This window comes from Methylorubrum rhodinum, from assembly GCF_014199935.1.
GTDB classification, from domain to species: Bacteria; Pseudomonadota; Alphaproteobacteria; order Rhizobiales; family Beijerinckiaceae; genus Methylobacterium; species Methylobacterium rhodinum.
Genome location: NZ_JACHOP010000001.1, coordinates 214,208 through 239,188 on the forward strand (window position 1 = coordinate 214,208; position 24,981 = coordinate 239,188).

General features: G+C 69.2%; 21 protein-coding genes. 5 read left to right on the top strand and 16 right to left on the bottom strand.

The annotated features are described in order from the left end of the window. Window positions 1–163 precede the first annotated feature (163 nt). Window positions 164–1,366, top strand: coding sequence for an MFS transporter (locus tag HNR00_RS00990; RefSeq protein ID WP_210306228.1), 1,203 nt, complete (start codon window positions 164–166; stop codon window positions 1,364–1,366). Between the two features lie 7 nt (window positions 1,367–1,373). Continuing rightward, window positions 1,374–2,153, top strand: coding sequence for a class I SAM-dependent methyltransferase (locus tag HNR00_RS00995; protein ID WP_183563423.1), 780 nt, complete (start codon window positions 1,374–1,376; stop codon window positions 2,151–2,153). Window positions 2,154–2,680: 527 nt separating this feature from the next. Here HNR00_RS00995 and gltX read toward each other — a convergent pair. The 7 genes from gltX to HNR00_RS01030 form a co-directional block, all read right to left on the bottom strand. Then, entirely contained in the window at window positions 2,681–4,030 is a 1,350-nt protein-coding gene (gene gltX / locus HNR00_RS01000) for a glutamate--tRNA ligase (RefSeq protein ID WP_183563427.1), read from the bottom strand. A 128-nt stretch (window positions 4,031–4,158) separates the two neighbouring features. Then, entirely contained in the window at window positions 4,159–5,877 is a 1,719-nt protein-coding gene (locus tag HNR00_RS01005; protein ID WP_183563429.1) for a methyl-accepting chemotaxis protein, read from the bottom strand. Window positions 5,878–6,065: 188 nt separating this feature from the next. Then, window positions 6,066–7,133 (bottom strand): efflux RND transporter periplasmic adaptor subunit, encoded by a 1,068-nt coding sequence (locus HNR00_RS01010; RefSeq protein WP_183563432.1) that lies wholly within the window; start codon window positions 7,131–7,133, stop codon window positions 6,066–6,068. Beyond that, window positions 7,130–7,324, bottom strand: coding sequence for a DUF1656 domain-containing protein (locus tag HNR00_RS01015; RefSeq protein ID WP_183563435.1), 195 nt, complete (start codon window positions 7,322–7,324; stop codon window positions 7,130–7,132). Before HNR00_RS01015 ends, HNR00_RS01010 begins: the two co-directional genes overlap by 4 nt. Before the next feature lie 5 nt (window positions 7,325–7,329). After that, window positions 7,330–9,354, bottom strand: coding sequence for an FUSC family protein (locus HNR00_RS01020; RefSeq protein WP_183563438.1), 2,025 nt, complete (start codon window positions 9,352–9,354; stop codon window positions 7,330–7,332). Beyond that, the gene (locus HNR00_RS01025) at window positions 9,351–9,785 is read right to left on the bottom strand and encodes a DUF4345 domain-containing protein (RefSeq protein WP_183563441.1); all 435 of its coding nucleotides are present in this window, start codon (window positions 9,783–9,785) and stop codon (window positions 9,351–9,353) included. Before HNR00_RS01025 ends, HNR00_RS01020 begins: the two co-directional genes overlap by 4 nt. Window positions 9,786–9,872: 87 nt before the next feature. Then, window positions 9,873–10,139, bottom strand: a complete 267-nt coding sequence (locus HNR00_RS01030; RefSeq protein ID WP_183563444.1) for a hypothetical protein — start codon at window positions 10,137–10,139, stop codon at window positions 9,873–9,875. A gap of 239 nt (window positions 10,140–10,378) precedes the next feature. Here HNR00_RS01030 and HNR00_RS01035 point away from each other — a divergent pair, with 239 nt between their 5' ends. Both HNR00_RS01035 and HNR00_RS01040 read left to right on the top strand, forming a co-directional pair. Next, window positions 10,379–11,014, top strand: a complete 636-nt coding sequence (locus tag HNR00_RS01035) for a glutathione S-transferase N-terminal domain-containing protein (RefSeq protein ID WP_183563447.1) — start codon at window positions 10,379–10,381, stop codon at window positions 11,012–11,014. A 572-nt stretch (window positions 11,015–11,586) separates the two neighbouring features. Then, window positions 11,587–12,078: a DUF3280 domain-containing protein gene (locus tag HNR00_RS01040; protein ID WP_183563450.1), complete on the top strand. Its 492-nt coding sequence runs from the start codon at window positions 11,587–11,589 to the stop codon at window positions 12,076–12,078. Between the two features lie 456 nt (window positions 12,079–12,534). On the opposite strand, the gene HNR00_RS01045 is transcribed toward HNR00_RS01040, so the two are convergent. The 9 genes from HNR00_RS01045 to ruvB all read right to left on the bottom strand — a co-directional run bounded on the left by HNR00_RS01045 (window position 12,535) and on the right by ruvB (window position 23,007). Then, window positions 12,535–14,850, bottom strand: a complete 2,316-nt coding sequence (locus HNR00_RS01045) for a calcium-binding protein (protein WP_183563453.1) — start codon at window positions 14,848–14,850, stop codon at window positions 12,535–12,537. A 297-nt stretch (window positions 14,851–15,147) separates the two neighbouring features. Then, window positions 15,148–16,488, bottom strand: a complete 1,341-nt coding sequence (gene tolB / locus HNR00_RS01050; protein WP_183563456.1) for a Tol-Pal system beta propeller repeat protein TolB — start codon at window positions 16,486–16,488, stop codon at window positions 15,148–15,150. A 55-nt stretch (window positions 16,489–16,543) separates the two neighbouring features. Then, entirely contained in the window at window positions 16,544–17,902 is a 1,359-nt protein-coding gene (gene tolA / locus HNR00_RS01055; protein ID WP_183563459.1) for a cell envelope integrity protein TolA, read from the bottom strand. A 16-nt stretch (window positions 17,903–17,918) separates the two neighbouring features. Then, a complete protein-coding gene (locus HNR00_RS01060; RefSeq protein WP_183563462.1) occupies window positions 17,919–18,365 on the bottom strand; it encodes an ExbD/TolR family protein in 447 nt (148 codons plus the stop codon). A gap of 28 nt (window positions 18,366–18,393) precedes the next feature. Further along, window positions 18,394–19,110, bottom strand: a complete 717-nt coding sequence (gene tolQ, locus HNR00_RS01065; RefSeq protein ID WP_183563465.1) for a protein TolQ — start codon at window positions 19,108–19,110, stop codon at window positions 18,394–18,396. A gap of 173 nt (window positions 19,111–19,283) precedes the next feature. Beyond that, window positions 19,284–19,724 (bottom strand): tol-pal system-associated acyl-CoA thioesterase, encoded by a 441-nt coding sequence (gene ybgC / locus HNR00_RS01070; protein WP_183563468.1) that lies wholly within the window; start codon window positions 19,722–19,724, stop codon window positions 19,284–19,286. Between the two features lie 281 nt (window positions 19,725–20,005). Next, window positions 20,006–20,722, bottom strand: a complete 717-nt coding sequence (locus HNR00_RS01075) for a DUF4142 domain-containing protein (protein WP_183563471.1) — start codon at window positions 20,720–20,722, stop codon at window positions 20,006–20,008. Window positions 20,723–21,016: 294 nt separating this feature from the next. Beyond that, a complete protein-coding gene (locus HNR00_RS01080) occupies window positions 21,017–21,937 on the bottom strand; it encodes a metallophosphoesterase (protein WP_183563474.1) in 921 nt (306 codons plus the stop codon). 5 nt (window positions 21,938–21,942) lie between these two features. Further along, on the bottom strand, window positions 21,943–23,007 hold the full coding sequence (gene ruvB / locus HNR00_RS01085) for a Holliday junction branch migration DNA helicase RuvB (protein ID WP_183563477.1): 1,065 nt from the start codon (window positions 23,005–23,007) through the stop codon (window positions 21,943–21,945). Window positions 23,008–23,168: 161 nt separating this feature from the next. Between ruvB and HNR00_RS01090 the strand changes: the two genes are divergently transcribed. Next, the gene (locus HNR00_RS01090; protein WP_183563480.1) at window positions 23,169–24,866 is read left to right on the top strand and encodes a L,D-transpeptidase family protein; all 1,698 of its coding nucleotides are present in this window, start codon (window positions 23,169–23,171) and stop codon (window positions 24,864–24,866) included. The last annotated feature ends 115 nt before the right edge of the window (window positions 24,867–24,981 follow it).

A 24,981-nucleotide genomic window follows, 5' to 3' on the forward strand; every position in this document is an offset into this window, starting at 1 on the left:
CGCCAACGGTCAACCCTCTCCCCTCCGCGGGAGAGGGTGGCCCGCGAAGCGGGTCGGGTGCGGGGAGCGACGTTTCCGGAAAGCGCGCTCCCCTCACCCGCTTGCTCCGCAAGCACCCTCCCCCGCATAGGGGGGAGGGTTTTTTCGTTGAGGACACGGCATCATGGATGAAGCCCGGTTGATCGAAGCCGGCACGCCGGCCTTTCGCCGGGCGACCTTGGCGCTGTTCGCCGCCGGGTTCTCCACCTTCGCCGTGCTCTACGGCGTGCAGCCCCTCCTCCCCGTCTTCGCCGATAACTTCCACGTCTCGCCCGCCGAGAGCAGCCTCGCCCTGTCGCTGCCCTGCGCGACGCTCGCCATCGCGCTCCTCGTCGTCAGCCCGTTGTCGGAAGTGTTCGGCCGCAAGCCGGTGATGACCGCCTCCCTGTTCGCCTCGGCGCTGCTCACCATCGCCGCGGTGCTGATGCCGGACTGGCACGGCTTCCTCATCCTGCGGGCGCTCACCGGCCTTGCCGCCAGCGGCCTCCCCGCGGTGGCGATGGCCTATTTGAGCGAGGAGATGCACGGCCGCGCCATCGGCCTGTCGATGGGGCTGCTGATCGGCGGCAACGCGCTCGGCGGCATGGTCGGGCGGCTGCTGGCGGGCGTCATCGCCGATCACGCCTCCTGGCGCTGGGGGCTCGGCACCATCGGCGTGCTGGCGCTGCTGGCGGCGGTCGCCTTCCAGTTCGCCCTGCCGGCCTCCCAACGATTCCGGGCGCACCGGATGCGCTGGCGCGAGGTGCCCGGCACCTTCACCCACCATTTTTCCGATGCCGGCCTGCCGTGGCTGTTCCTGGCGCCGTTCCTGCTGATGGGCGGGTTCGTCTGCGTCTACAACTACATCGGCTTCCGCCTGCTCGATCCGCCCTACTCGCTGAGCCAGACGGCGATCGGCCTGATCTTCGTGGTCTACCTCGCCGGCACCGCGAGTTCGGCGCTCACCGGCCACGTCGCGAGCGTGCTCGGGCGGCGCAAGGTGTTGTGGCTCGCGATCCTGCTCGGCCTCGTCGGCATCGCCCTGACGATGGCGGAAAGCCTCATCCTCATCATCCTCGGCATCGTCGTCGTCACCGTGAGCTTCTTCGGGTCGCATTCGGTGGCGTCGAGCTGGGTCGGGCGGCGCGCGTCGAGCGACCGGGCCCAGGCCTCGGCGATCTATCTCTGCCTATATTATCTCGGCTCGTCGCTGCTCGGCACCGCCGGGGGCTGGTTCTTCCTGCATTACGGCTGGTCCGGCGTGGCCGGTTTCTTTGCCAGTCTCTACGTGGCCGCTCTCCTCGTCGCCCTTCGATTGACCCGTCTTCCGCCGCTTCCGCTCTCGTGAGGCCGCCATGAGCCGATCCGACAGTCACGAATCCCAGGTCGACCGCCAGTTCGGGGCGCGGGCCGCCGACTACGTCGCCAGCGCCGTCCATTCCGCGGGCGCCGACCTCGAAGCGCTGGCCGGCCTCTGCCGCGACTTGCCCCAGGCCCGGGTGCTCGATCTCGGCTGCGGCGGCGGCCATGTCGCCTACGCGGTCGCCCCGCATGTCCGCACGGTCACCGCCCTCGACCTGTCGCAGGCGATGCTCGACGCGGTGGAGGCGGAGGCCGCCCGGCGCGGCCTGACCAACCTCGACACGCACCGCGCCGCGGTCGAGTCCCTCCCCTTCCCAGATGGGAGCTTCGACCGGGTGCTCACGCGCTACAGCGCCCACCACTGGGCCGACGTCCCGGCGGCCCTGCGCGAGGCCCACCGCGTGCTCAAGCCCGGCGGCCGCCTCGGCCTCGTCGATGTCATCCACCCTGGCTCCCCGCTGCTCGACACCCATCTCCAGGCCTGGGAACTCCTGCGCGACCCCTCGCATGTCCGCGACTACGGCGAGGCGGAGTGGCGCGCGATGCTGACGCAGGCCGGCTTCGTGCCGGGGGCGGTTCAGCGCTGGCGTGTCAGGATGGAGTTTTCGAGCTGGGTTGCGCGGATGGGAACGCCGGCGGCGAATGTTGCGATGATTCGGGCGTTGCAGGCGGGGGCGCCGGCGGCGGTGCGGGGGTATTTCGAGGTGGAAGTGGACGGCAGCTTCATGCTCGATGTCATACTGATCGAGGCTGAAGTGGATAGTGTCGGATGATATGCTTCTAAAAACGCCGGTGGTGCTCTTGGGTGAGAAGGACTAAGCTCAAGCTTGGATTGCCTGCGAAGCTAGCGTCTCGTTTAATAAATCGACCACAAATTTGTGGAAGAAAATTCTGGAATTATAAGGCGCATGGGAAGAAGCAATTGCCATATACATGGTATCCTACCTATAGCTCTTGCTGCGCCGTCTGTAGTGATGCGTGTCAGGTCTGGTCACAAAATTGCGCGCAATGATATGTTCGAATTGCCAATCTGGATTTATGATAATTGGGTTGTTTGTTTTATAGATAGAGAATTTATGATTCAGAATGAATTGAAAGTATTTGCGGGATCTAAGCTGTGTTTGTTATTCGACGAGGATCAAGTTTTTGAAATATTTGAAAAATTGGACGGTTGTTGTTCCGGGTGTCTATTTCAGTAATTGGAGTCTCTAAGTTAAATGAACATATTTTAGAAAACATTTAGTCACAGAAATTGATGTATCAAATAATATCTTTTCACTATACAAATCATTGGCCTTGGTTAGAGGCTGTCATGCTCTAACCGCTCCACCGCCCGCTCCCGCCCAATCAAAGGCAGCAACCCCGTCAGGTCCGGCCCATGCTCCAACCCCGTCAGCGCCAACCGCAGTGGCATGAACAGCGCCTTGCCCTTCGCTCCGGTGGCGGCCTTCACGGCGTCGGTCCAGGCCTTCCACGTGCCGGGGCCGAAGGGGGCGTCAGGCAGCAGGCGGGCGGCCTCGGCGATGAAGGCGGGGTCGGGGACCACCGGGGTCATCGGGCCGGTCACCACGCGCCACCAATCGGCGGCCTCGCTGACGCGGGCGAGGTTGGCCCGCACCGCGAGCCAGAATTGTTCGGAAATCTCCTCCGGCACCCCGAGGGCCGTCAGGCGCGCGCTGGCCTCCGAGAACGGCATGTCGTGGACGAGGCGGGCGTTGAGGCCATCGAGTTCGGTCGGGTCGAACCGGGCCGGCGCGCGGGAGAGATGGGCGAGGTCGGCGAGCGCCGCCAGCTCGTCGAGGGTGGCGACCGGGCGCACGGCCTCGGCCGAGCCGGTCAGCACCGCGAGCGAGCGCACGGCCGCCGGCTCGTAGCCAGCCTCGCGGAGCGAGCGCAGCGAGAGATGGCCGAGGCGCTTCGAGAGCCCCTCCCCGTCCGCCGTGGTCAGCAGGTTGTGGTGGCCGAAGGCCGGCACGGGGGCATTCAGCGCCTCGAACAGCTGCACCTGCACGCCGGTGTTGGTGACGTGGTCCTCGCCGCGGATCACGTGGGTGACGCCCGTCTCGGCGTCGTCCACCACGGAGGGCAACGTGTAGAGGTAGCTGCCGTCGGCCCGCACCAGCACGGGGTCGGACAGTGAGGCGCAATCGACGTGGCTGTCGCCGCGCACGAGGTCGCTCCAGGCGACGACGCGGTGATCGAGCCGGAAGCGCCAGTGCGGGCGCCGGCCCTCGGCCTCCAGCGCGGCGCGGTCGGCCGCGGTGAGGCTCAGCGCAGCCCGGTCGTAGACCGGCGGCTGGCCGCGGCCGAGTTGGCGCTTGCGGCGGCGCTCCAGCTCTTCTTGCGTCTCGTAGCAGGCGTAGAGCCGGCCCGCCGCCTTCAGCCGCTCGGCGGCCGCGTCGTAGAGGGCGGTGCGGTCGCTCTGGCGGAAGAACAGGTCCGGGTCGACCCCGAGCCAGGCGAGATCGGTCTCGACGGCCTGCGCGAATTCTTGGGTCGAGCGCTCCCGGTCGGTGTCGTCGAGCCGCAGCAGGAAGCGCCCGCCGTGGCGCCGGGCGTAGAGCGCGTTGAGCAAAGCCGGGCGGGCGTTGCCGATATGCAGGAAGCCCGTCGGCGAGGGGGCGAAGCGGACGAGGGGAGCGGCACTCATGCCGCCCGTCTACCGAAATTTCGGAGGTGTCGCACGCGCTGAGGGGGCGGCAGCGAAGGGAATTCCTCCGCCCCTCACGTGAGGGGCGTCTCAGGACGAGGGGATCGGATGGAACGATCCGAAAGGACTCACGCCGCCTGCCGTGTCGCCTCGCCGGCGAGCGGGGCCGGGTCGCGGCCGGTCGCGGCGCGGTAGGCGGCGGCGAGTTCGGCTGCGCCCCGCAGGTTGCCGGGTTCGTCGCGGTAGCCGGCAGTGCCGGCGACCGGGGCGCCCTGCCAGCGGCGCTCGATCGCGGCGCGCTCCGGGCTCGTCACGAAATGGTCGAGGAAGGCGTCCACCGCCATGAGCAGGCGGCAGGAGGACGGGTGGTCGGCCACCGCCGCGGCGTAGAACCAGGGCGCCGGGGCGATGTTGCCGGGAAGGATCTCGATACGCCCGCGCCAGGGGCTGTCCGAATGGGTGCAGGCCCAGTGCATGATCGGGGCGTCGACCGCGAAGGCGTCGACGATGCCCTCGGACAGCGCGTCGTGGAGGCGGCCCTGGTCGGTCATCGGCACGAGGCTGCCGAGCGTCGCGACGCGGCGGCCTTTGACATGGAGATTGTCGCCCCAGCGGATGCCCGCGTTCGTGAGCGTGGCGTAGGCGCTCGGATCGTTGATGACGCCGAGCGTGCGGCCTTCGAGGTCGGCGAGCCCCCGGATGCGGCCGTCGCCGGCCCGGCGCGCCAGCACGTAGTGCAGGTAGGTGTAGGCCCGCGAATAGGCGACGCCGGAGAAGGCTTCGCTCGGCGGCAGGGCCGACCAGACGATGTCGGCGGGCGCCTCCCCCGGGCCGGCGCCGGCCTCCAACAGCTCGGTGCACTGGTCCCAGGGGCACTCGACGAAATCGGGCGCGACGCCGAGATGGCGGGCGAAGGCCTGGACGTACTCGATGTCGAGGCCGATCAGCGGCCCGCCCTGGCGCTGGCGGAAGGACAGGCCCTTGAAGGCCGGCTCGATGGCGACCCGCAGACGCCCACGGGCCCGCACGGCGTCGAGCCGGTCGAAGCCGGGGCTCGGCCGGGCGAGGCCGTGGCGGGTCACGTCCGGCGAAGGACCGCCGCGGGCGGCCTCCAGCCCCTCCAGCGAGAGGTCCAGGGCGCGCCGCGCCTTGGTCTCGGTGCGCTCGATCGAGGTCTGCATGGCACCGAGCGCCTCGCCGATCGAGGCGTTGCTGGCGCTGATCGCGGCGAGTTCCGTGCCGACGCCGCCGAGCAGCGTCTCGATCCGGTCGGCGGTGGCGCGCACGGCGGTGCCCAGTCCATCGAGCGCCCGGTCGGTCGAGATGCGCAGGGCCTGAAGCTCGGCACGCACGTCGGAGAAGTCGATGGCCGAGGCGACCTGCCGCGCGCTCTCGCGGGTCTGGTCGGCCAGCTCCCGCACCTCGGCCGCGACGACCGCGAAGCCGCGCCCGTGCTCGCCCGCACGGGCCGCCTCGATGGTGGCGTTGAGCGAGAGCATGCGGATGGTGGCGCCGATGCCGTCGATCGCGGTGGCGACGCGCGCGGCTTCCGCCGCCTTGGCGTCGATGCGCTCGCCGATGCGCCCGATCTCGGCGGTGACCTTGTTCATGGCTTCGGCCACGGCACCGGTGAGTTCGCCGCGCAGCTGCTCGGCGGTCACGGCGGCGGTGTCGCGCCCGACGCTGCCGCGGGTCGCGGCGAGCGAGCGATCGACCCCGAGGGACTGGCGCCGGATCTCGCGGGTGAAGTCCCCGGCCTGCCCGCTCGCCCGCAGGGCGTGGCGCAGCAGCGTGCCGACGCCGCCGAACGCCTCGGCAGAGCCCGCCTCGAAATCCTCGCTCCGCATCGTCGGCCGGCCTCGTCGGGGCGATGACCGCCCGATCCGTCGAATGAAGCGCAGGCAGCGTTAAGGTTGGGATAACGGGAGTAATGCCGAGGGAAAGGCGATCGTAGGATTGCGTCAATCGCCCGGAATTGCAGTCGAACGAGGCAATCGGCTGCAAAAATATGCAGTTCGACTGCAGCCGAGATGGCTCACTTCGGCGTCGATCCGGCGTCCGGATACGGGGGCACGAGGCCGAGGAAGCGCTGGCGCAGGGCCTCGGCCCAGGCCGGACGCTGGCCCGCGCCGTCCTCGATCACCACCGTCGCGGTCATGCCGGCCACCAGCCGCACCTCCGGCGGCACCCGGCCGATGCGGATGCGCACGGGCACGCGCTGGGCCAGCCGCACCCAGGTATAGACCGGATCGACGTTCGGCAGCCCTTGCGTGCTCGGCGCGGCGTTGGCGGTGGAGATGCCGAGCGTCACGCTCTCGACCGTGCCGTGGAGCGGCGTCGCGTAGCCCATCAGCGCCATTTCGGCGCTCGCGCCGACGCGGATGTTGGCCATCTTCGTCTCCTCGAAGTAGCCGTCGATCCAGAAGGAATCGGTGTCGATCACCCGGACGTTGGCGGTCCCTGTCGCGGCGAAGTCGCCGACCCGCAGGAGCAGGTTGGTGACGCGCCCGTTCACCGTCGAGCGGACCTGGGTGCGCTCCAGATTCTTCCGTGCCTGGGCGAGCTGGGCCTTCGCGCTGTCGAGCGCCGCCTCGGCGATCTTGGCGGTGCCCGCATATTGCTGCTTCTCCTCCACCGAGGTCGAGACGGTGGAAAGCGCCGCGCGGCGGGCAGCCTGCGCCTGCTTGACCTGAAGGTCGGCCTCGCGGTTCTTCACCTCGGCTTCGGCCGAGGTCACCGAGACCTCGAAGTCGAACGGATCGATGACGTAGAGCACGTCGCCGACCTTGACCTCCTGGTTGTCCTCGACCTTGAGCGCGACGATCGAGCCCGAGACCTGGGGGGCGATGTTGGCGACCTGCACCCGCACCCGCCCGTCGCGGGTCCAGGGGGCGGTGACGTAGAACTGCCAGACCACCGCGGCGGCCAGCCCCGCGACGCCCAGGATCACCGCGGTCGCGGCCAGCCGAAACACCTTGCCGACGCGCAGACGCCGCCCGGCCTTCGGCCTGTCGGCCGAGCGGGCGGCCTCGCGCCCGGCGGGGCGGGGCTCGTCCTCCGGCGCCTCGTCACCGGCATCCGGGCGGGCATCGTCGTTCTTCACAGCAGCACCACGACGAGGGCGAGGACGCAGACATAGATCCCGGCCTCCGCCAGCGGCGGATTGGCCACGAAGCGGCCGAGCCGGATCCGGCGGAACAGGACACGTAGCACCACGAGGATCGCGAAGGCGACAAGCGCGTCGAGGACGAAGGGCGAGACCAGAACCCCGCCGATGGTGATGTCGTGGCGCATCGTCCTCAGGAACTCGGAAGAGAGAGGCGTCGGAAGAAGCGACCGTGCCGCCCGATAACGCGCGCGGCCGTCGCCAGATCGGTGATGGCCCGCGCGAGCATCAGGCGCACCTCGCGCCCCTCCCCGCCCGCCGCCCGGATCAGGTCCGCGGCGGCCGTATCGAGGGCGTCCGAGCGGCCGGCGGCGAGCGCTTCGCGGGCCCGCCCGATCCGCCCGGTCAGGCTCCCGACATGCCGCAACTGCCTCAGCTGCGCGTGGGCGCGGGCGGCCGCCGCTTCCAGTTGGGCGAGCGCGAAGGCGTGGTGGAGGCTCGCCCGGCGCACCGCGCCGCTGCCGGAGTTCCAGGCCGAGAACTGGACCAGCCGGTCGGCGTTCAGGCTGGTGCGCGTGGTGGCGTCGCCGCCCTCGCCGGCCAGCGCCTCGGCGAGGTCGCGCCGCGCCTCTTCCAGGGCGAAGGCGCGGTGCTGCGAGGGCGAGATCGGCAGGACGAGCCGGACCGTCAGGAACAGGATGACGGCCGCGATCACCACCAGCAGCGCGTTCATCAGGAAGGTCTGCGGATCGTAGCTCTGCGGGTTCTCGGGCGCGATCATCACCGGCGTGAAGACCAGCATGATGAAGCCCACCGTGAAGGTCGGCGGGTTGAGCGAGAGGAAGCAGGCGAGGAACACCACCGGGGCCATCGCGATGGCGAGCAGGGGAAAGCCCTGGTTGCCGTTCAGTACCACGAACAGGATCGTGCCGGCGCAGAATGCGGCGAGCGGCATGCCCATCAGCACGCCGAGCGCGAATTTTTTCGGGTCCGGCGTCACCGAGGACAGCGAGCAGGTCGCGGCCACCTGCACCAGGGCGAAGGAGGTCTGCGGCAGGCCCGCCAGCACGAAGAATCCGGCGGTCAGCCCGAAGGCGATGGCGACCCGGAAGGCGGCGCGCAGCGCCACCTGGAAGTCGCGATGCGTCGGCAAAGCCACGTCGCGCAGGGGCTTGTGCCCGTCGCCGAGCGCCCGCAATCCGTCCTCGGCGAAGGTCGCGGCGTTGGCGACATCGAGCGCGCGTTGCAGCGCCATCACCTCGTCGAGGGGGCGCTCGCCGCCCCCGAGGCCTTCATCGACGAGGTCGCGCAGGCGGGCGCCGTCGCGGGCGAGGTCGTCCGCCGAGCAGCCTTCCGAGACCGAGCGCAGGGCGAGCGCGTGGGCCTCGCGCACGATTCTGTCGGGCTCGGGCAGACGCGCCATGGCGGCGGCCAGCGCGCGGCTGGCCGCCGCCAGCACGTAGAGCGCCGCGATGGCGCTGCGGGCGCCCGCGGCCCGGTGCACGCCGTCGTCGAGTTCGCCCGCGATGGCGCCGGCATCACCCCGCATCGGCGCGATGGTGCCGATCAGCGCCGCCGTCCGCTCCGGGCCGGGATCGCCCCGGGTCAGGGCCTCGCGAGCGAAGCGTCTGGCCGCCGCGAAGGCGTCGGCGAGCCGGGGGCGCAAGCCCTGCCAGGTGCTCGGCGAGGCCAGCGCATCGTTGATGAAGGTGATCGTCACGACCGCCACGGTGATCGCGGCGATGCGGCCGACCGCGGCGTCGAAGGTGGTCTGCGGCGCGTCGATATGGGCGACCGCGATGATCGCCACCGTGTAGCCCGACAGCATCGCCCCGTAGGCGCGGGTGTCCTGCAGGAACTGGGCGACGAACACGCACAGCCCCAGCCAGACCGCGAAGCCGACGAGCAGCAGCACCCTGTCCTGCGCGAACAGCGCCATCAAGAAAATCGCCACCGCGCCGCCGATGAGCGTGCCGAGGAAACGGTAGAGCGCCTTCGACAGCGCCTGCCCGCGCTTGGGCTGGGCCAGGATTGCGACGCCGACGACGGCCGAGGACGCGCTGTCGAGCTGGAGCCAGAAGGCGGCGTAGAGCGCCAGCATCATGGCGAGCCAGATTCGAAGCGCGAAGGCCCACGCCGCGGGCTTCGGTACCCACCAGTCGACGGCGTCGAGGAGGTGCGCTCCGGGACCGCGAGCGCCGGCGTCCGACCGGCTCATCGCACCGGCTCGGACAGGAGGGCACCGTCTCGGGCGGCGTCGCGGGCGCGGTTCGCCACCCGCGCCTGCCACAGGCAGAGCAGCGGCGCGAGCCCGAGTTCGACGACGAGGGCGGCCAGCATCGTCACCGAGGGCACGCCGGTCAGCGCGAGCCCGAGCAGCCGGGCGAGGCCGCCGAGCGCCACGACGAGGGTGAGGAAGCGGAACAGGGTGGTCTTGCCCTCGATCCCCGGCACGCAGGTGAGGAACAGCAGGCCGATGCCGGTCTGCAGCCCGGAGAGATAGCGGAAATGGCTGTCCGCCGAGACGTTCGCCGTCGGGTCGGTGCCGAGGCCGTCGATGCCGGTCAACACGCCGTAGAGCCCCGCCGCGACCGGCAGGATCGCGGCGAGCGCCACACTGCGCTGGAGGGCACGGCGTTCACGCAGCATCCCGGCGGGCCTTCCGATCGCGACCGCACGGGCTCTCGACCGGAACGGCTCGCCTCCGGTTCACGCAGGGCAACTCGCGCGTGGCCGTCAGGCCTTCTTCTCCTTCAGGCGCTTGACGCATTTGCTGTAGTATTGCGGCCACTTGGGGCCCTGCGCGGTCTTCTCGGCGGCGGTCAGCGCGCGCCACTCGGCGCCGCACTTCTTCTGCCGCTCGCGGGCCGCCGATTGCGCCACGCTCGGCTCCTTCGCCGTCTCCTTGGGGGCGTCCTTGGCGGCCTGGGCGGTCGTCGGCGCGACCTGCATCAGGAAGAGCGGCGCCGCGAGCGCGAAGGCGGCGAGGAGACGAGGCAGCATCGGGCGACTCCGGTGGGCCGGACTCGCGATCCCGCGGCCCGTAGGGCGCATCTCAGCCGTATCCGGGATCAAAGAGCAAGCGCCCGTTACGCTTGCGCACGACGATCCTGTTCGCGTGAAGCGTGGCCCGGCGCTTGAGCCCCCGGCCCGAACCGCGCTACGTCCTTCGGGACGGACGGGCACGGGCCCGTCGCGGGCGCCTCCGCCCCTCGGCAGGAGCCCCAATCCGGGATGCCAGCATGGCGGTGACGACGGACCGGCCGATCGAGGTCCACACCTGGAGCACCCCGAACGGGTGGAAGATCCCGATCATGCTGGAGGAATGCGGCCTCCCCTATCGGATCGTGCCGGTGAACATCGGCAAGGGCGAGCAGATGGCGCCGGATTTCCTGGCGATCTCGCCCAACAACAAGATCCCGGCCATCGTCGATCCCGACGGGCCCGGCGGGCAGCCGATCTCGGTCTTCGAATCGGGTGCGATCCTGCAATATCTCGGGCGCAAGACCGGCTGTCTCTATCCGACCGACGAGCGCGCCCGCGTCATGGTCGACGAGTGGCTGTTCTGGCAGGTCGGCGGCCTCGGGCCGATGCTGGGGCAGGCCCACCACTTCCGCATCTACGCGCAGGAGAAGATCCCCTACGCCGTCGATCGCTACACCGAGGAGGCCAAGCGGCTCTATCGTGTGCTCGACCGGCGGCTCGACGGCCGAGAGCACCTCGCCGAGACCTACTCGATCGCCGACATCGCCTGCCTGACCTGGGTGAAGTTCCACGAGAAGCAGGGCGTGGCGCTCGACGGACTGCCCAACGTCCGCCGCTGGCGCGAGGCGCTGCTGGCCCGCCCGGCGGTGCAGCGGGGCTTTTCGGCGATCTGATCGGCTTTGTTGCTCCTTGCCTCGGACCCTCCCCGTCATTACGAGGCGGAGCCGAAGCAATCCAGTGCGCCCCGCTGCCGGAACCTCCGGATCGCGTGCCGTTGAAGCCGCTTCATTCAGCGGTTCGCCCGCTTCGGAGGATGCGGAGCCCTGGATCGCTTCGGCTTCGCCTCGCCATGACGGTTTGGGTTGTCATACCAAGTTGCACGGACCATGACCGATGGTCCTGTTCCGTGCGTCCGGCGGACGGCCGCCGCCGCGCAGTCGCGCGGGCAATCGGCGATGAGTCATGATCATCGCCGCTTCGTATCAACCGGGCGGATCGGTCGGAAACGGTCCGACATGGTCGGAGGAAGCAGACGGGCCGGCGCTTCTGCCGGGGGATTTCGCATCGCGCCGGCCCGCCGGCCTGCCCCGCCTTCGGGGGAAAGGAAGCGGGGTCAGGTTGGAAGCCTGCGCCGACAATGATGCTGAATTGTTTCGGTCCGCCCGACTTTTGAGCAAAGCTGCGTGACGATGCGTTCCCCCCGATGCCACGCCCGACCCGAGGGCGATGTTGGGAGGATTTCCGGATGCATTCCCTGTCGTTGGCCGCCGCCGGTCTGTCCATCGGTCTCGCCGCCACGGTCGCCCGAGCCGAACCTGAGAAGGCTGCCGTCTTCGATTTCCAGTTCGCCCGCGGCGCGCCGACGGAGCCGACCGAGGAGGACCGCGCGCGCCTGCGCCGGACCAGCGAGACGTTTCGCACGCTGCTGACCGAGAGCGGGCGCTACGCCGTCGTCTCGACCGACCCGGTCCGGGACGCGGTGAGGAACAGTTCGGATCTCCGCGCCTGCAACGGTTGCGCCGACGATTTCGCCAAGAAGCTCGGGGCGGATGCGGCGATCACCGGCGAGGTCCAGAAGGTCTCGAATTTGATCCTCAACATCAACGTCTACGTGAAGCCGCTCAGGAACAGCGCACCCGAGCAGGCCTACAGCGTCGATCTGCGCGGCAACACCGACGAATCCTTCGACCGCGGCATCCGCTACCTCGTGAAGAACCGCATGCTGGAAGGTCGGTAGGCCGGACGGGGCGGCTCGCAAAAAAAGTGCGGCCGGCAAGTCGTTGCCGGCTCACGGTTTTCGCTGTCGGGCGGCGCGCAGGACGATATCTTGAGAGCGTGGCCGTTTTTTCCGTCTTGACGCCGGGCCAATACGGTCGCAACCTCCTCAAGTGCTTCGCGACAGCAAGCACATCGGCCAGGAAACGGCGCTCTCCGCACGCGATTTCTTGGCGGAAGCTGGAGGAGACAGGGATGACTCCACCGCAGCAGGAAGCCGCAACGAAGGCCCGGGATTGAGTTCGGTCCCGGACTGAGCGGCCCCATACGAGCACCGGACGGAAGCGACTCCCTAGGGGCGCAGAAGCGGCCGACACGGCACGTCTTCGAACACGCACCAGCCCCACCTGTGGAGCGCTTCCGCCGCGGTCTCGGCGGATGCCCGGCAGCCTTTCGACTGCGCGGGCGATGTCCTGCGTCAGACGACGAAGATCTGGTACGACATGAGTTCCGGATGTGTCGTCGCCCCGACCTCGCCGAGCACGGCGAACTGCACCGCCTTGGCCTTGCCGCTCCCGTCCGCGTCGTAGGACAGCGCACCGGTGTTCTCATTGTAGAGGATCCGGTCGTCGGCGTCGATCGACCCGCGCGCCGTGTTCTTGAACGCCGACGCCGCCAATTCGCCTTTCGCGAGCCCCTTGAAGATCGCGTCGTCGAGTTGGATCATGTCGGCATTGAACCATCCGGTGCTGAAATCCGTGATCCGATCGATATTGTACTTTCCGAGCGTGGTATCGAACACGAACACATCGCGGATATAGCTGTCGTCACCGCCGCTGAGAATGTCCGAGCCGGCCTTCCCATTGATGATGTCGGACCCTCGATGGCCCTCGATGACGTTGCTCCGGTTGTTTCCGATCAGGGTCAGTTTCGCATCCGCATCGACGAAGTCCGTTTTCAAGACATCGATCGATTGATCTTCCGTCAATGTGTAGCTGACCCTCGTCTTGACCGTATCGGTGCCTTCACCGGATTTCTCGAACACCCGATCGCCCGCGTCATCGACGTAGTAGGTGTCGTTGCCGGCCCCCCCCTGCATCACGTCGCTGCCGCCGAACCCGATGAGTTCGTTGGCCGCCGCGTTGCCGACGAGGACGTTGTTCAGGGCGTTGCCGTGGCCGTCGATCGCCTTCGTACCGGTCAGGGTGAGGTTCTCGACATTGGCGGTGAGGCCGTAGCTGACCGAGGACCGGACGGTATCGACGCCGGACCTGGACGCCTCGATGACGATGTCACCGAAATGATCGACGATGTAGGTGTCGCTGTCCTTTCCGCCCTCCATCCGGTCGGCGCCCTTGCCGCCGTCGAGGACGTCCCGGCCCCTGCCGCCGAAGAGACGGTCGTTGCCCCCGAAGCCGGAGAGGCGGTCGTCGCCATCGGCGCCATCGATCGACTCGGCGAGGTTGAGGGTCGCGCTCCCCTTCAGCACGTCGGCTCCGGCGGTGGCCCCCTTCACCGTGACGAACCCGGCCGTGGACAGGCCGTAGGCTTGGATCGTGCCGTGGTCGGGCCCCTGGAAAGCGAGCGAGTTCCGGAAGGTCATCAGGAAGCGCCCGTCGGCCAGGGCCGTGACGGCGTTGGAGGCGGTCAAGCGACCCGCCGCGCTCGACGCGTAGAGGAAATCGACGACCTCGCCGGTGGCGTCTCCGGCGCTGTCGTAGACGTACCCCTTCAGCGTGCTCTCCGCGCCCCCGGCCGCGGTCGTGAACTGCTCCTTGATGATCTCGATGTACCGGCCGTCCGACAAACCCGCCAAGCCCTTGAGGAAGGTGCCATCCGACTTCGCGTCCGCCTTCGCCACGGTGACGTGGCTGGGCCCGGCCTTGAGTGCGCCGCTCTCCGTCCGGATCCAGACCTTGCCCTCGATGCTGCCGCGGACGGCCATGCTGGCTTTTGGATCCTTCGGATCGTAGTACGACTCGCTGCTCTCGAGCGTGATCGCGAAGCCGCCATCGGCGAGCGCCGCCACTTCGTGTTCGATCTGGGTGACGCCGGGCGTGCCCAGGTCGTCGACACGCGCGGCGACGAAGGCCGAGCCGTCCAGCTTGCCCTGCTTCGTGACGACCTGTGCCTTGACGACGGTCGTCTTCGCAGCTTCCTCGACCCAGGTCACGAGGAAGCGGCCGTCGGCCAGCGCCGTGACCTCCGTCGAACCGTTCACATCCGCCTTGACGTTCCGGTCGATGGCGACGGAGGCGACCAGCTTGCGATCCGGGCTCAGGATATCGACGGTCCGATAGAGGCCGGTGTTGTCCGATGCGATCCGGGCCAGCGCGATCGTGTTGTCCTTGCCGAAGGCGACGTTGCCGGAGGACGGGTAGGCCGTGCCCCCATCCTCGTTCAGGAGGGGCGCCGAGTAGAAGGTCTCGATCGCTCCGGACTTGCTCACCGTTCCGAGCGAGGCCGTCCTGCCGTAATCCGAGCTGACAGAAACGAGCAGCGAGCCATCCGCCAAGGCCTTCGCCGCCTTGATTTCGATGTCGCTGATCCTGACTCCGTTGTTGTTGATCTCGCCGAGCAGGATCGGCTTGCCGACCGGTACACCGTTCGCCCCAACCGTCACGAGGTAATTCTTCGGGGCGTCGTTCGGCCACGACGTGAAGCCGATGGGAGCCTCCCGGACGACCATGGTGTAGCCGCCGTCTTTCAGGGGCACCACCACGTCGACGCCACTGCTGCTCAGGTAGGCCCTGGTGTCGAGCGGGTCGCCGACGTTGACGAGATTGATGGACATGGGGGGTCTCGGGTTGACAGACCCCAGGTTGTACGCGGCGCGGGCCGGGCCGACAATCGTCCTGCTGCAACACCCGCTGCGATATCCAATCATTGTTGCGCGGCGGCAACGTCTATGCAGCAAGGACGAGAGTTCGTCTTGTGCAATTACCGCACAAGAAACGATTCTCTTTTGAAATACGGTTGAGGCGATCCGGCGGCGATTCCGCCCGGAGCATGGTCCCGAAATAGGTCATCCGGGGCCATGCTCTGACTTCACCCGTCGCTTCGACTTTCAGAGCGCTCCATGAGCGCCGGCTCACCGCCCTGCCAGCAAGGGCGACCACGTCGGGTCCGAAGCGTAGCTCGGGGTCGGCACCGGATGCTCGACCTTGCCGGTGATGTCGACCATGTAGAGCTTGCCGCCGCCCTGGCCGCCGGGGTCGCGGAAGAACATCACGTACTGGCCGTTGGGTGCGAAGGTCGGGCTCTCGTTGTGGAAGCCTTCCGTCAGCACCCGCTCGCCCGAGCCGTCGGGCTTCATCACGCAGATGGCGAAGCCGCCCTTGCGCTGGCGGGTGAAGGCGATGAGGTCGCCCCGCGGCGACCACGCCGGCTGCGAGGCCGAGCCCTCGCCGAAGGAGATGCGGCGCGGGTTCGAGCCGTCGGCGCCCATCACGTAGACCTGCTGCGAGCCGCCGCGGTCGGATTCGAACACGATCTGGCTGCCGTCCGGCGCGTAGGAGGGCGAGGTGTCGATGGCCAGCCCCTGCGTGATCGGTGTCTGCGCCTTGGAGCCGAGATCCACCGTGACGATGTCGGCGTTGCCGCCCTGCTGCACGCTCATCACCAGGCGGCGCCCGTCCGGCGAGAAGCGCGGGCTCGCGCTCATGGAGGCGAAGTTGCCGACCGTCTGCCTCTGGCCGGTCTCGAGGTCGATCATCTGCACCTTGGGCTGCTGGCCGGTCGCCTGGGTCATGAAGGCGATATCCTGGCCGGCGGGCGAGTAGCGCGGCGCCACCACGGCGACATCGCCGCCGCCGGTGAGCGCGCGGACGTTGGCGCCGTCCTGATCCATCACCATCAGCCGCTTGCGGCGGTTCTCCTTCGGGCCGGATTCGTCGACGAAGGCGACGCGGCTGTCGAACCACGGCCCGAGGCCGGTGATCTTGGTGTAGACCGCGTCCGAGACGAGATGCCCGGTGCGGCGCGCGTTGGCGACATCGGTGCCGTATTGCTGGCCGGTCATCTGCTGGCCCGAACCCACGTCCCACAACCGGAACGCGACGGTGAGGCGGCCCGCGGCGTCGCGCCCGACCCGGCCGGTCACCAGCGCCTGCACCCCGGTGCCCTTCCAGGCCTCGAAGTTCGGCGCGGCGTCGAAGCTCGGATTCTCGGGGAAGCGGGCCTTGTCCAGCGGCGTGAAGTAGCCGGAGCGGCGCAGGTTGTTGGTGATGACGCTGCCCACCAGCGTGCCGAGGCTGGCGTCGCCCGAGAAGTCCGCCACCGCGATCGGCATCGGCTGGAACGCGCCGCTGCCGATGCGCAGCTGAAGTTGGGCGTGGGCGGGCGTGGCGGCCGGCAGCGCCAGGGCGAGGACGCCGAGGGCGGCCGAGAGCGCCGGCAGGAGGGCGCGCCGGGTGAAGGTTTTTCCAGGCATGGGAAGTCGTCCGAAGAGGTTCGCTGGGAAACGAAAAGGCGCCGGGCGTTCGCGCTCAGACGGGCGAGAACTCGAACTCGGCGTTGATGGCTTTCCAGTCGTTGTAATACGGCGCGTATTGGGCCGGGATCTTGTAGGGGGCGCAACGCCGCACGGCGCGCAGCGCCGCCTGGGCGATCGACTGATCGACGGCGTTGGCGCCGCCGCGCATGATCCGCGGCTCGTTGGTGAGCGAGCCGTCGGGGTTCAGACGGATATCGAGCATCGGCAGCACCACCCCCTGCGCCGCGCCGGGCGGGGCCGAGTAGCACCGCTCGATCTGCTGCTGCAGCATGCCGACAAGCGCGTCGCGCAGCGACGGCGACAGTTTTTGCGCGTTGCCGCTGGCCGCGCCCAATGACGCCGTGCGCTGCACCTCGCGGCCGGTCGAGCCGGTCGATTGCGAGGCGGCGTGCGAGGCGAGCGTCTGGCGGATGTCGCCCGCGTTGAATTTTTCGGCGAGCGCGGCCTGCTGGCGCGCCTTGGCCTCGGCGTCCGCCTTGGCCTTCGCGTCGGCCATCGCCTTGGCCTTGGCTTTCGCCGCCGCTTCGGCCTTGGCTTTCGCATCGGCTTCGGCCTTGGCGGCGGCGTCCGCCTTCGCCTTGGCGTCTGCGAGCTGCTTCTGGTGCTCGGCCTCGCGCGCCTTGGCCTCGGCTTCCGCCTTTGCGGCTTCTTTCGCTTCCGCGTCCGCCTTGGCCTTAGCCTCGGCCTTGGCTTTCGCGTCGGCCTTCGCCTTGGCCTCGGCTTTGGCCTTCGCTTCCGCCTTCGCGGCTTCCCTGGCCTCGGCTTCCGCCTCCTCGCGCTCGATCAGCTTCTGCAATTCCTCGCGCTTCTCGGCCTCGGCCTTGGCGGCGGCCTTCGCGGCTTCCGCTTTTGCCGTCGCATCGGCCTTGGCTTTCGCCTCCGCCTTCGCCTTGGCTTCCGCCGCCTTGGCGGCCTCGGCCTTCGCGGCTTCCGCCTTGGCGGCGGCTGCCTTTGCGGCAGCCGCTTCGGCCTCCTCCTTCACCGGGTCGGCGGTGTCGGAGCGCAGCGGCATCGCATCGACCGAGGCGACCTTCACGTCGGCGGTGCGGGTGGGCGCGGTTGGCGCATCCACCTTCGCGTTCTCGGGCTCGCGCTCCTCGATTTTTTCCGAGACGCGATCGGCGCGGTTGGGGGTGTTCTCGGGTTTCTCGGCGTCGCGCTGGCCGCGCGTCATCTCCGAGAATTCCTGCTCGGTCAGCACCTCGACCGGCACGCCCTCCTGCGCGTCCGGCAGCGCCGGCGCGGCGACCGCGAACAGGGCCACGCCCAGCACGGCGGCATGCGCGGCGCCCGAGATCCAGACGCCCGGTTCCCGGCGGTCGAGTTCCTTGAAGGGCCAGCGCAGAGCCACGGGTCCGCGAACTCCCTTAATTGTCCGGCTCGGTGACGAGGGCGACCTTCTTGAAGCCGCCGCCGGTCACGATCGCCATCACCTGCGCCACGCGGCCGTAATCGACCCGCTTGTCGCCGCGCACGAACACGCGGTCCTCGGTACCGGACTTGGCGGTCTGCATCAGTTGCGGGACGATGTCGTCGTCCTTCAGCTCGATCTCGCCGAGATAGATCTCGCCGGTGCGGCGGATCGACAGCGTGATCGGCTTCACGTCGGAATTGAGCGGGCTCGCCTTCGATTGCGGCAGGTCGAGCGGCACGCCGACCGTCATCATCGGGGCCGCCACCATGAACACGATCAGGAGCACCAGCACGACGTCGATGAACGGCGTCATGTTGATCTCGTTGATCGCACCCGTCCCGCGGCGTCCGCGGCGGCGGCGCTTGCGGCCGCCGTTGCCCGCGCCGTGCGTCATGGCCATGGGATCGGCTCCTGTCGAACGGGCGGGATCAGGCGGCGACCGAGAGGCGCTCGTCGATCTGGCGCGAGAGGATCGCCGAGAACTCGTCGGCGAAGCCCTCCAGCCGCGACTGCGACTTGGAGACGGTGGCCTGGAGCTTGTTGTAGGCCAGCACCGCGGGGATCGCCGCGAACAGGCCGATGGCGGTGGCGAACAGCGCCTCCGCGATGCCCGGCGCCACGACGGCGAGCGAGGTGTTCTTGGAGGCCGCGATCGAGGTGAAGGCGGTCATGATGCCCCACACCGTGCCGAACAGGCCGATATATGGGCCGGCCGAGCCGATCGAGGCGAGGAACAGCAGGCGGGAATCGAGCCGCTCGACCTCGCGCTGGATCGTCACGTCGAGCACCTTGTCGATCCGCTGCGACAGCGAGTGGATCTGCCGGCCCGAGCCCTCGAACGAGCGCTTCCACTCGCGCATGGCGGCGACGAACAGCGCGCCCAGCCCCGTCGGCTGGCGGTCGTTGAACGAGCGGTAGAGCTCTTCGAGCGAGCGGCCGGACCAGAACGCCTCCTCGAAGGCGTCCATCTCGGCCTCGACGCGGCGGAACAGCAGCGTCTTGTCGACGATGATCGACCAGCACCAGATCGAGGCGCCGAGCAGCCCGACCATCACGAGCTTGACGACGAAGTGGGCCTGCCAGAACAGGCCGAACAGGCTCATGTCCACGGCGGGGGCGGCGTGCATCGCGTCGGCTGGCGTCATCGAACGATCCCTCGCGTCGTCAGGGCCGCGCCGCTGCGCGCCGGACTGCCCGACCGATCCGTGGAGTGATGGGCTTTGAGATCACTCGCGAATCTGTCGAAAGAAAGGTTGGGTCGCGCCCTTTCGGGGCACGGCACCGCCGTTATCGAGGGTCGTTTCAACACCTGTCAGGGTTAAGGAACGGTTGCGATGGTGCGGTGCGTGCGTGACAGCGCCGCCCGCAGGCCTTCCGGCAGCCGGATCGCCCGCCCGTCGCGCACGCAGGCGACGACGACCTCGGCCTGCACCAGGGTGTCGTCCCCGCGCCGCACTTCCTGCGTGAGATGCATGGAGGCGCCGCGCAGCTCGCTCGACCACGTCACCACATCGATCAGGTCGTCCATGCGGGCGGGCTTGAGGAAGTCGAGATTCATCTTGCGCACGACGAAGACGATGCCGGCGCCCTCCTGGTGCATCTCCGACTGGTCGCCCGCGAGGCCGCGCAGCAATTCGGTGCGTCCCCGCTCCATGAAGCGCAGGTAGCTCGCGTGATAGACGAAGCCGGAGAAGTCGGTGTCCTCGTAGTAGACGCGCAGCGGCAGGCGGTGGGCGTTGGCAGGAGGCGTCGAGGTCATACGGGTCCGTGAGCCTCCGCTACGTTGTGGTTCGGTTTAACGGGTCCATTATCGAAGAGCGACCGGACGCACGGTGTCTCTTCTTCGCTCACGCCGTCATTCCGGGGCGCCGTAGGCGAACCCGGAATCCAAGACTGGCCGCGACGCCTCGTATGGCCGCGCATCACGGGTGGGTTCCGGGTTCCGCTCCGCGGCCCCGGAATGACGGCGGGGGTCGTGTGAAATGACGAAAGGGCCGCCCCGAGGAGCGGCCCTGCCGTCGTCCGTATATCCGAAAAGAATCAGCCGCCGATGCTGCCGGCGAGGCTGGCCGAGTGGGCGTGCTCGTCGGCGATGTAGGGCAGCGCCTCGTTGGCGAAGGTGCGGCCGGCGGCGCTATCGCCGTTGCGGGCGTAGGCGTCGTAGAGGGCGAGCGTCCGGGCGTCGGAGCGGGCCTGCTGATCGACGTAAGTGCGGTCGAACTCGCGGGCGGTGCGGGCGGCGCGCAGGCGCTCCAGGCGGTTCTGGCCGTTCGGACCCAGAGCCACGCGGCGGCCGGGCTCGGCCGGGCTGTTGTCCACGAGGCCGACGCCGCCGAGCACGCCGCCGACGATGCCGGCGCCGATGTTGGCGGCAATCGTCACCGGGGCGAGCACGAGGCCGACCGGGTTGTCGAGGCGGGTCTCGATGCCCTGGTTGTCCGGGACGACGCGGCCGGTGGCCGAGAGCGAGGTGCCCTGCGGCAGAAGCGCCTTGGTGGTGGCCTCACGCTCGGTCAGGACCCGGTTGGCGTAGTTGCGCACGCGCGGGTTGCGGGAGCGCTCCAGGGCGATGCGGCTCGCCTCGATGCTGGCGGCGTCCGAGCGCAGGGCCTCGGCGCGGAATTCCGGGGTCGAGGTCGCGGCGGCCCCGATCGGCGCGTCGGCGCCGATGCGCAGCGGCAGGGCGTCCTGTGCGAGCGCAGGCGTGGCGAGGGCGGCGACGGACAGGCCGAGGGCGGCGAGCACGGTCGACTTCATGGCGGGGTCTTCCTTCGAAGATTTTGTCTGGTGTTGATTTGCCGGCGCTCACGGAGCGCGCAGTCGGGCCCCCAACCGGTGTGCGTCCTGCGTGTTCCGCATGCACACAAACCTGTGATCACGGGATCAGGGGAGCGTGGCCGTTCGTACGATCCCAGACCGTCGTGAGGCGAACGTGTTTTTCTTCAGTGGCTTGAATTGGGGCAGGCTGATGCTCCGGCGAGGGGTCTCAGGCCAACGGCAATTCCCGCCTTGCCCTGAGTTCCGATGAGCCATGCTTCTGAAGCATGCGACTCACGCCGCCTCGTCGCCGAGATCGACCACGACGATTTCCGGCGGCACGCCGAACCGCACGGGGGCGATGCTCATGCCGAGGCCACCGGAGACGATGAGGTCGGCCTGCTCGCGGACATGGCCGTAGGCGTAGCGGGCGCCGTAGCGCGAGGGCACGACCGGCGCCCGGCCGAACAGGCGCACCTGCCCGCCATGCGTGTGGCCCGACAGCGTCAGGGCGATCCGCGGCGGCACGTTGGGAAAGATGTCGGGCTCGTGCGCCAGCAGGATCGCGGGTGCGCCGTCGGGAATTTTGGCCAGCGTGCCGGGTAGGTCGTCGAGGCCGATGCCGGCCGCGCCGCGGCGCTTGCGGCTCGGCAGGAAGGCGAGCTGGTCGCCGAGCCCCGCGAGCCAGAATGTCTGGCCGCGGACCGTCAGCGGCAGCGCCTCGTTCTCCAGCACCCGGATGCCGTTTCGCGCGAGCGCCGCGCCTGCGATGGTCGGGCCGGCGCCGCGCGTTTGCGCCGTGCGGTCCTCCCACCAATCGTGGTTGCCGAGGATGGCGTAGGTGCCGAGCGGCGCCTTCAAGCCGCCGAGGACCGGCGCCCACTCGGCGGCGTCCACGTAGCGTGTGACCGCGTTCATGCCCGAGACGTAGTCGCCGAGCAGCACGACCACGTCGGCGCCGAGCCCGTTGGCGGTGGCGACGATGCCCGCGATCCGCGGGAGCGGCATCCACGGCTCGCAGGCGTGGAGGTCGGCGAGTGCGACGATGCGTAAGGTGAAGCCCGCCGACCAGGGCCCGAGCGGGCGCAGGGCGTAGCGGGTGACGACGAGCCGCATCGGCTCGATGCCGACGGCGTAGGCGCCCGTGCCGAGGCCGGCGAGCGCGACGCTACCGATCCCCGTCAGCACCGACCGGCGGGTGATCCGCACCGGCATCGGCCTCAGGCTTCCGGATCGTCCGAGCCGCCGAACAGCCCGAACTGCGTCGCCGGATCGCGCCGCGGCTCGGCAAAACCCATGTGGCGGAAGGCGTGCGGGGTCAGCACCCGCCCGCGGGGGGTGCGCTGCACAAAACCCTTCTGGATCAGGTAGGGCTCGATGATGTCCTCGATGGCGTCGCGCGGCTCGGAGAGCGCGGCGGCGATGGTCTCGATGCCGACCGGCCCGCCGCCGAACGAGGCGGCGATCAGCGTCAGGTACTTGCGGTCCATGACGTCGAGGCCGACGGGATCGACGTCGAGGAGTTGCAGCGCCCGGTCGGCGATCTCCCGGGTCACCATCGGCGCGTCCGCGACGATGGCGAAGTCGCGCACCCGGCGCAGCAGGCGCCCGGCAATGCGCGGGGTGCCCCGCGCCCGCTTGGCGATCTCGTTGGCGCCCTCCTCCGACATGCCGAGGCCGAGCACGCGGGCGCCGCGGCGCACGATGAGTTCGAGCTCGTCGATCTCGTAGAATTCGAGGCGGATCGGGATGCCGAAACGGTCGCGCAAGGGCGTCGTCAGCAGGCCGGCGCGGGTGGTGGCGCCGACCAGCGTGAACTTCGGCAGCTCGATCTTGACCGAGCGGGCGGCCGGCCCTTCGCCGATGATGAGGTCGAGCTGGTAATCCTCCATCGCCGGATAGAGGATTTCCTCCACCGCCGGGTTGAGGCGGTGAATCTCGTCGATGAAGAGCACGTCGCGCTCTTCCAAATTGGTGAGCTGCGCCGCGAGATCGCCCGCCTTGGCGATGACCGGCCCCGAGGTCGAGCGGAAGTTCACGCCGAGTTCGCGGGCGACGATCTGGGCGAGCGTGGTCTTGCCCAGCCCCGGCGGGCCGACGAACAGCACGTGGTCGAGGGCCTGGGCCGTCTTCTTCGCCGCCTCGATGAAGATCTGCATGTTGGCGCGCGCCGCCCGCTGGCCGATGAACTCGGACAGGCTGAGGGGGCGGATCGACTGATCGGCGTCGTCCGGCCGGCGCTCCGGCGTCAGCAGGGTCTTTTCCGAGGGGCGGGCTTTGCTCACGGGGGTCTCGCGGGGCGGCCGGTGAGCCGGGTTTTGCACATCCCGGACGCGGGCACCACCGCGAGGGACGGCGCGTCGCGGCACAGTCGCGAACGGCCGCGCGCAGGGAGATGGTAACCAACGCGGCCGACAATCGCGCCGTGACCCCGACGAGATCCGCGATGCCGCATGTTACTTTCGCTCCGCGCGGCGTTTCCTGTGCCCCGCGCGGCTTGCCCCGTGCCCGGCTGCTCGGCGGCACCGCAGCCGCGCTGGCCCTCCTGCTCGCCGCTCCGCTGCGGGCCGAACCGGTGGATTCCAAGATCAACCTGCGGATCGAGCCGCGGGCCGAGGGCAGGGCGGAGGCCAAGCCGGAACTCAAGGCCGAGCCGAAACCCGAGACGAAGGCAGAGGCCAAGCCCGAGCCGAAGCCTGCACCCGAGAAGGCCGAAGCCGCCCCCGTAGAGGGCGCACCCGTCAAAAAGGTGTCGCGCGAGCTGCCGCCGACGGTCTACGCCCGCGTCTCGGAGGACCCGCTGCCGACCTACACGGCGCAGACCTTCATGGACACGATGCGCGCCGCCGAGCGCTATCAGATCTACGCCGAGGCCGGCGGCTGGAAGGCACTGCCCGCCGACTTCGCCCCGAAGCCCGGCGACAGCCATCCGGCGATCCCGTCGCTCCGCCATCACCTGACGCTGACCGGCGACCTTCCCGCCGACGCGCCGCCCTCCGACCGCTACGACCCGCCGCTGGTCGCCGCCGTCAGGGCGTTCCAGGCCCGCCACGGCCTGCCGGATGCCGGCATCTTCGGGCGGCTGACGCTCAATGCGCTCAACGTGCCGGCGGATGTGCGCCAACGCCAGCTCCGCGCCTCGGCACAGCGCCTGATGGGCTCGAACTTCGCCTTCGGCGAGCGCTACGTCGCGGTCAACATCCCGTCGGCCACGGTCGAGGCGGTGGAGAACGGCGCCGTGACGCGCCGCTTCGTCGCGGTGGTGGGCAAGACCGACAAGCAGACGCCGGTGGTGGAAACCCGCATCACCGACGTGAATCTCAACCCGACCTGGACCCTGCCGATCTCGGTGATCAAGAACGAGATCATCCCGACGATGCGCAAGAATCCGGGCTATCTCGCCAAGAACCGCATCCGCATCCTCGGTCCGGGCGGGGTCGAGGTCGATCCGACGACGATCGACTGGTCGACCGAGAAGGCCGCCAACTACACCCTGCGCCAGGATTCCGGCCTCGACAATTCGCTGGGCCAGATGCGGATCGACATGCCGAACCGCCACGCGATCTACATGCACGACACGCCCTCGAAATCGCTGTTCGCGGGTTCGGTGCGGTTCCACTCGCATGGCTGCGTCCGGGTGGGGCAGGTGAAGGAGTTCGCCGCGTGGCTGCTCCAGGGCACCGAGGGGCCGAACGGGCCGGGCTCGGTCTGGGGACCCATCGAGATCGAGACCGGCATCGCCACGGGCGAGCGCCGCGACATCAAGCTGGTGAAGCCGACGCCGGTCGCCTTCGTGTATCTGACCGGCTACGCGACCTCCGACGGGCGCGTGCATTTCCGCGACGACATCTACGGGCTCGACAGCCCCGCGCCCGCCGCCGCCACGGCGCCGGACGTGGCGACCACGGGCGCCATCACGCCGCGGGCGAACCCGGCCCCGCGCAAGCCCGACGCGGTCCCGCCGCCGCGCCCCGCCCTCGCCAAGCCGGAAGCCGCGAAGCCCGCCGCAGCTCCCGTCGCGCCCCCAGCTGCAGTTGCCGTCGCGCCGAAGACGCCGATCCGCAAGCCCGCGCCGCCGGTCGAGCGCACGCCCGACGCCGAGCCCGCTCTGATGCCGCCCGGCCTCGTCGGCGGACGGACCTGACAGCCCAGCCAAAAGACCTGCGGCGCGGCGTCCCGTCCACAGGGAGGCTGCCATGCGTGCCGGAACAATCGCCTCGAATCCCCGCTTCTGCCCGATGAGCGCCGGTGCATCGTAT

Coding starts and splice junctions, on each gene's coding strand:
- HNR00_RS00990 (WP_210306228.1), top strand. CDS start 164: ATGGATGAAGCCCGGTTGATCGAAGCCGGCACGCCGGCCTTTCGCCGG.
- HNR00_RS00995 (WP_183563423.1), top strand. CDS start 1,374: ATGAGCCGATCCGACAGTCACGAATCCCAGGTCGACCGCCAGTTCGGG.
- gltX (WP_183563427.1), bottom strand. CDS start 4,030: ATGAGTGCCGCTCCCCTCGTCCGCTTCGCCCCCTCGCCGACGGGCTTC.
- HNR00_RS01005 (WP_183563429.1), bottom strand. CDS start 5,877: ATGCGGAGCGAGGATTTCGAGGCGGGCTCTGCCGAGGCGTTCGGCGGC.
- HNR00_RS01015 (WP_183563435.1), bottom strand. CDS start 7,324: ATGCGCCACGACATCACCATCGGCGGGGTTCTGGTCTCGCCCTTCGTC.
- HNR00_RS01020 (WP_183563438.1), bottom strand. CDS start 9,354: ATGAGCCGGTCGGACGCCGGCGCTCGCGGTCCCGGAGCGCACCTCCTC.
- HNR00_RS01025 (WP_183563441.1), bottom strand. CDS start 9,785: ATGCTGCGTGAACGCCGTGCCCTCCAGCGCAGTGTGGCGCTCGCCGCG.
- HNR00_RS01030 (WP_183563444.1), bottom strand. CDS start 10,139: ATGCTGCCTCGTCTCCTCGCCGCCTTCGCGCTCGCGGCGCCGCTCTTC.
- HNR00_RS01035 (WP_183563447.1), top strand. CDS start 10,379: ATGGCGGTGACGACGGACCGGCCGATCGAGGTCCACACCTGGAGCACC.
- HNR00_RS01040 (WP_183563450.1), top strand. CDS start 11,587: ATGCATTCCCTGTCGTTGGCCGCCGCCGGTCTGTCCATCGGTCTCGCC.
- HNR00_RS01045 (WP_183563453.1), bottom strand. CDS start 14,850: ATGTCCATCAATCTCGTCAACGTCGGCGACCCGCTCGACACCAGGGCC.
- tolB (WP_183563456.1), bottom strand. CDS start 16,488: ATGCCTGGAAAAACCTTCACCCGGCGCGCCCTCCTGCCGGCGCTCTCG.
- HNR00_RS01060 (WP_183563462.1), bottom strand. CDS start 18,365: ATGGCCATGACGCACGGCGCGGGCAACGGCGGCCGCAAGCGCCGCCGC.
- tolQ (WP_183563465.1), bottom strand. CDS start 19,110: ATGACGCCAGCCGACGCGATGCACGCCGCCCCCGCCGTGGACATGAGC.
- ybgC (WP_183563468.1), bottom strand. CDS start 19,724: ATGACCTCGACGCCTCCTGCCAACGCCCACCGCCTGCCGCTGCGCGTC.
- HNR00_RS01075 (WP_183563471.1), bottom strand. CDS start 20,722: ATGAAGTCGACCGTGCTCGCCGCCCTCGGCCTGTCCGTCGCCGCCCTC.
- HNR00_RS01080 (WP_183563474.1), bottom strand. CDS start 21,937: ATGCCGGTGCGGATCACCCGCCGGTCGGTGCTGACGGGGATCGGTAGC.
- HNR00_RS01090 (WP_183563480.1), top strand. CDS start 23,169: ATGCCGCATGTTACTTTCGCTCCGCGCGGCGTTTCCTGTGCCCCGCGC.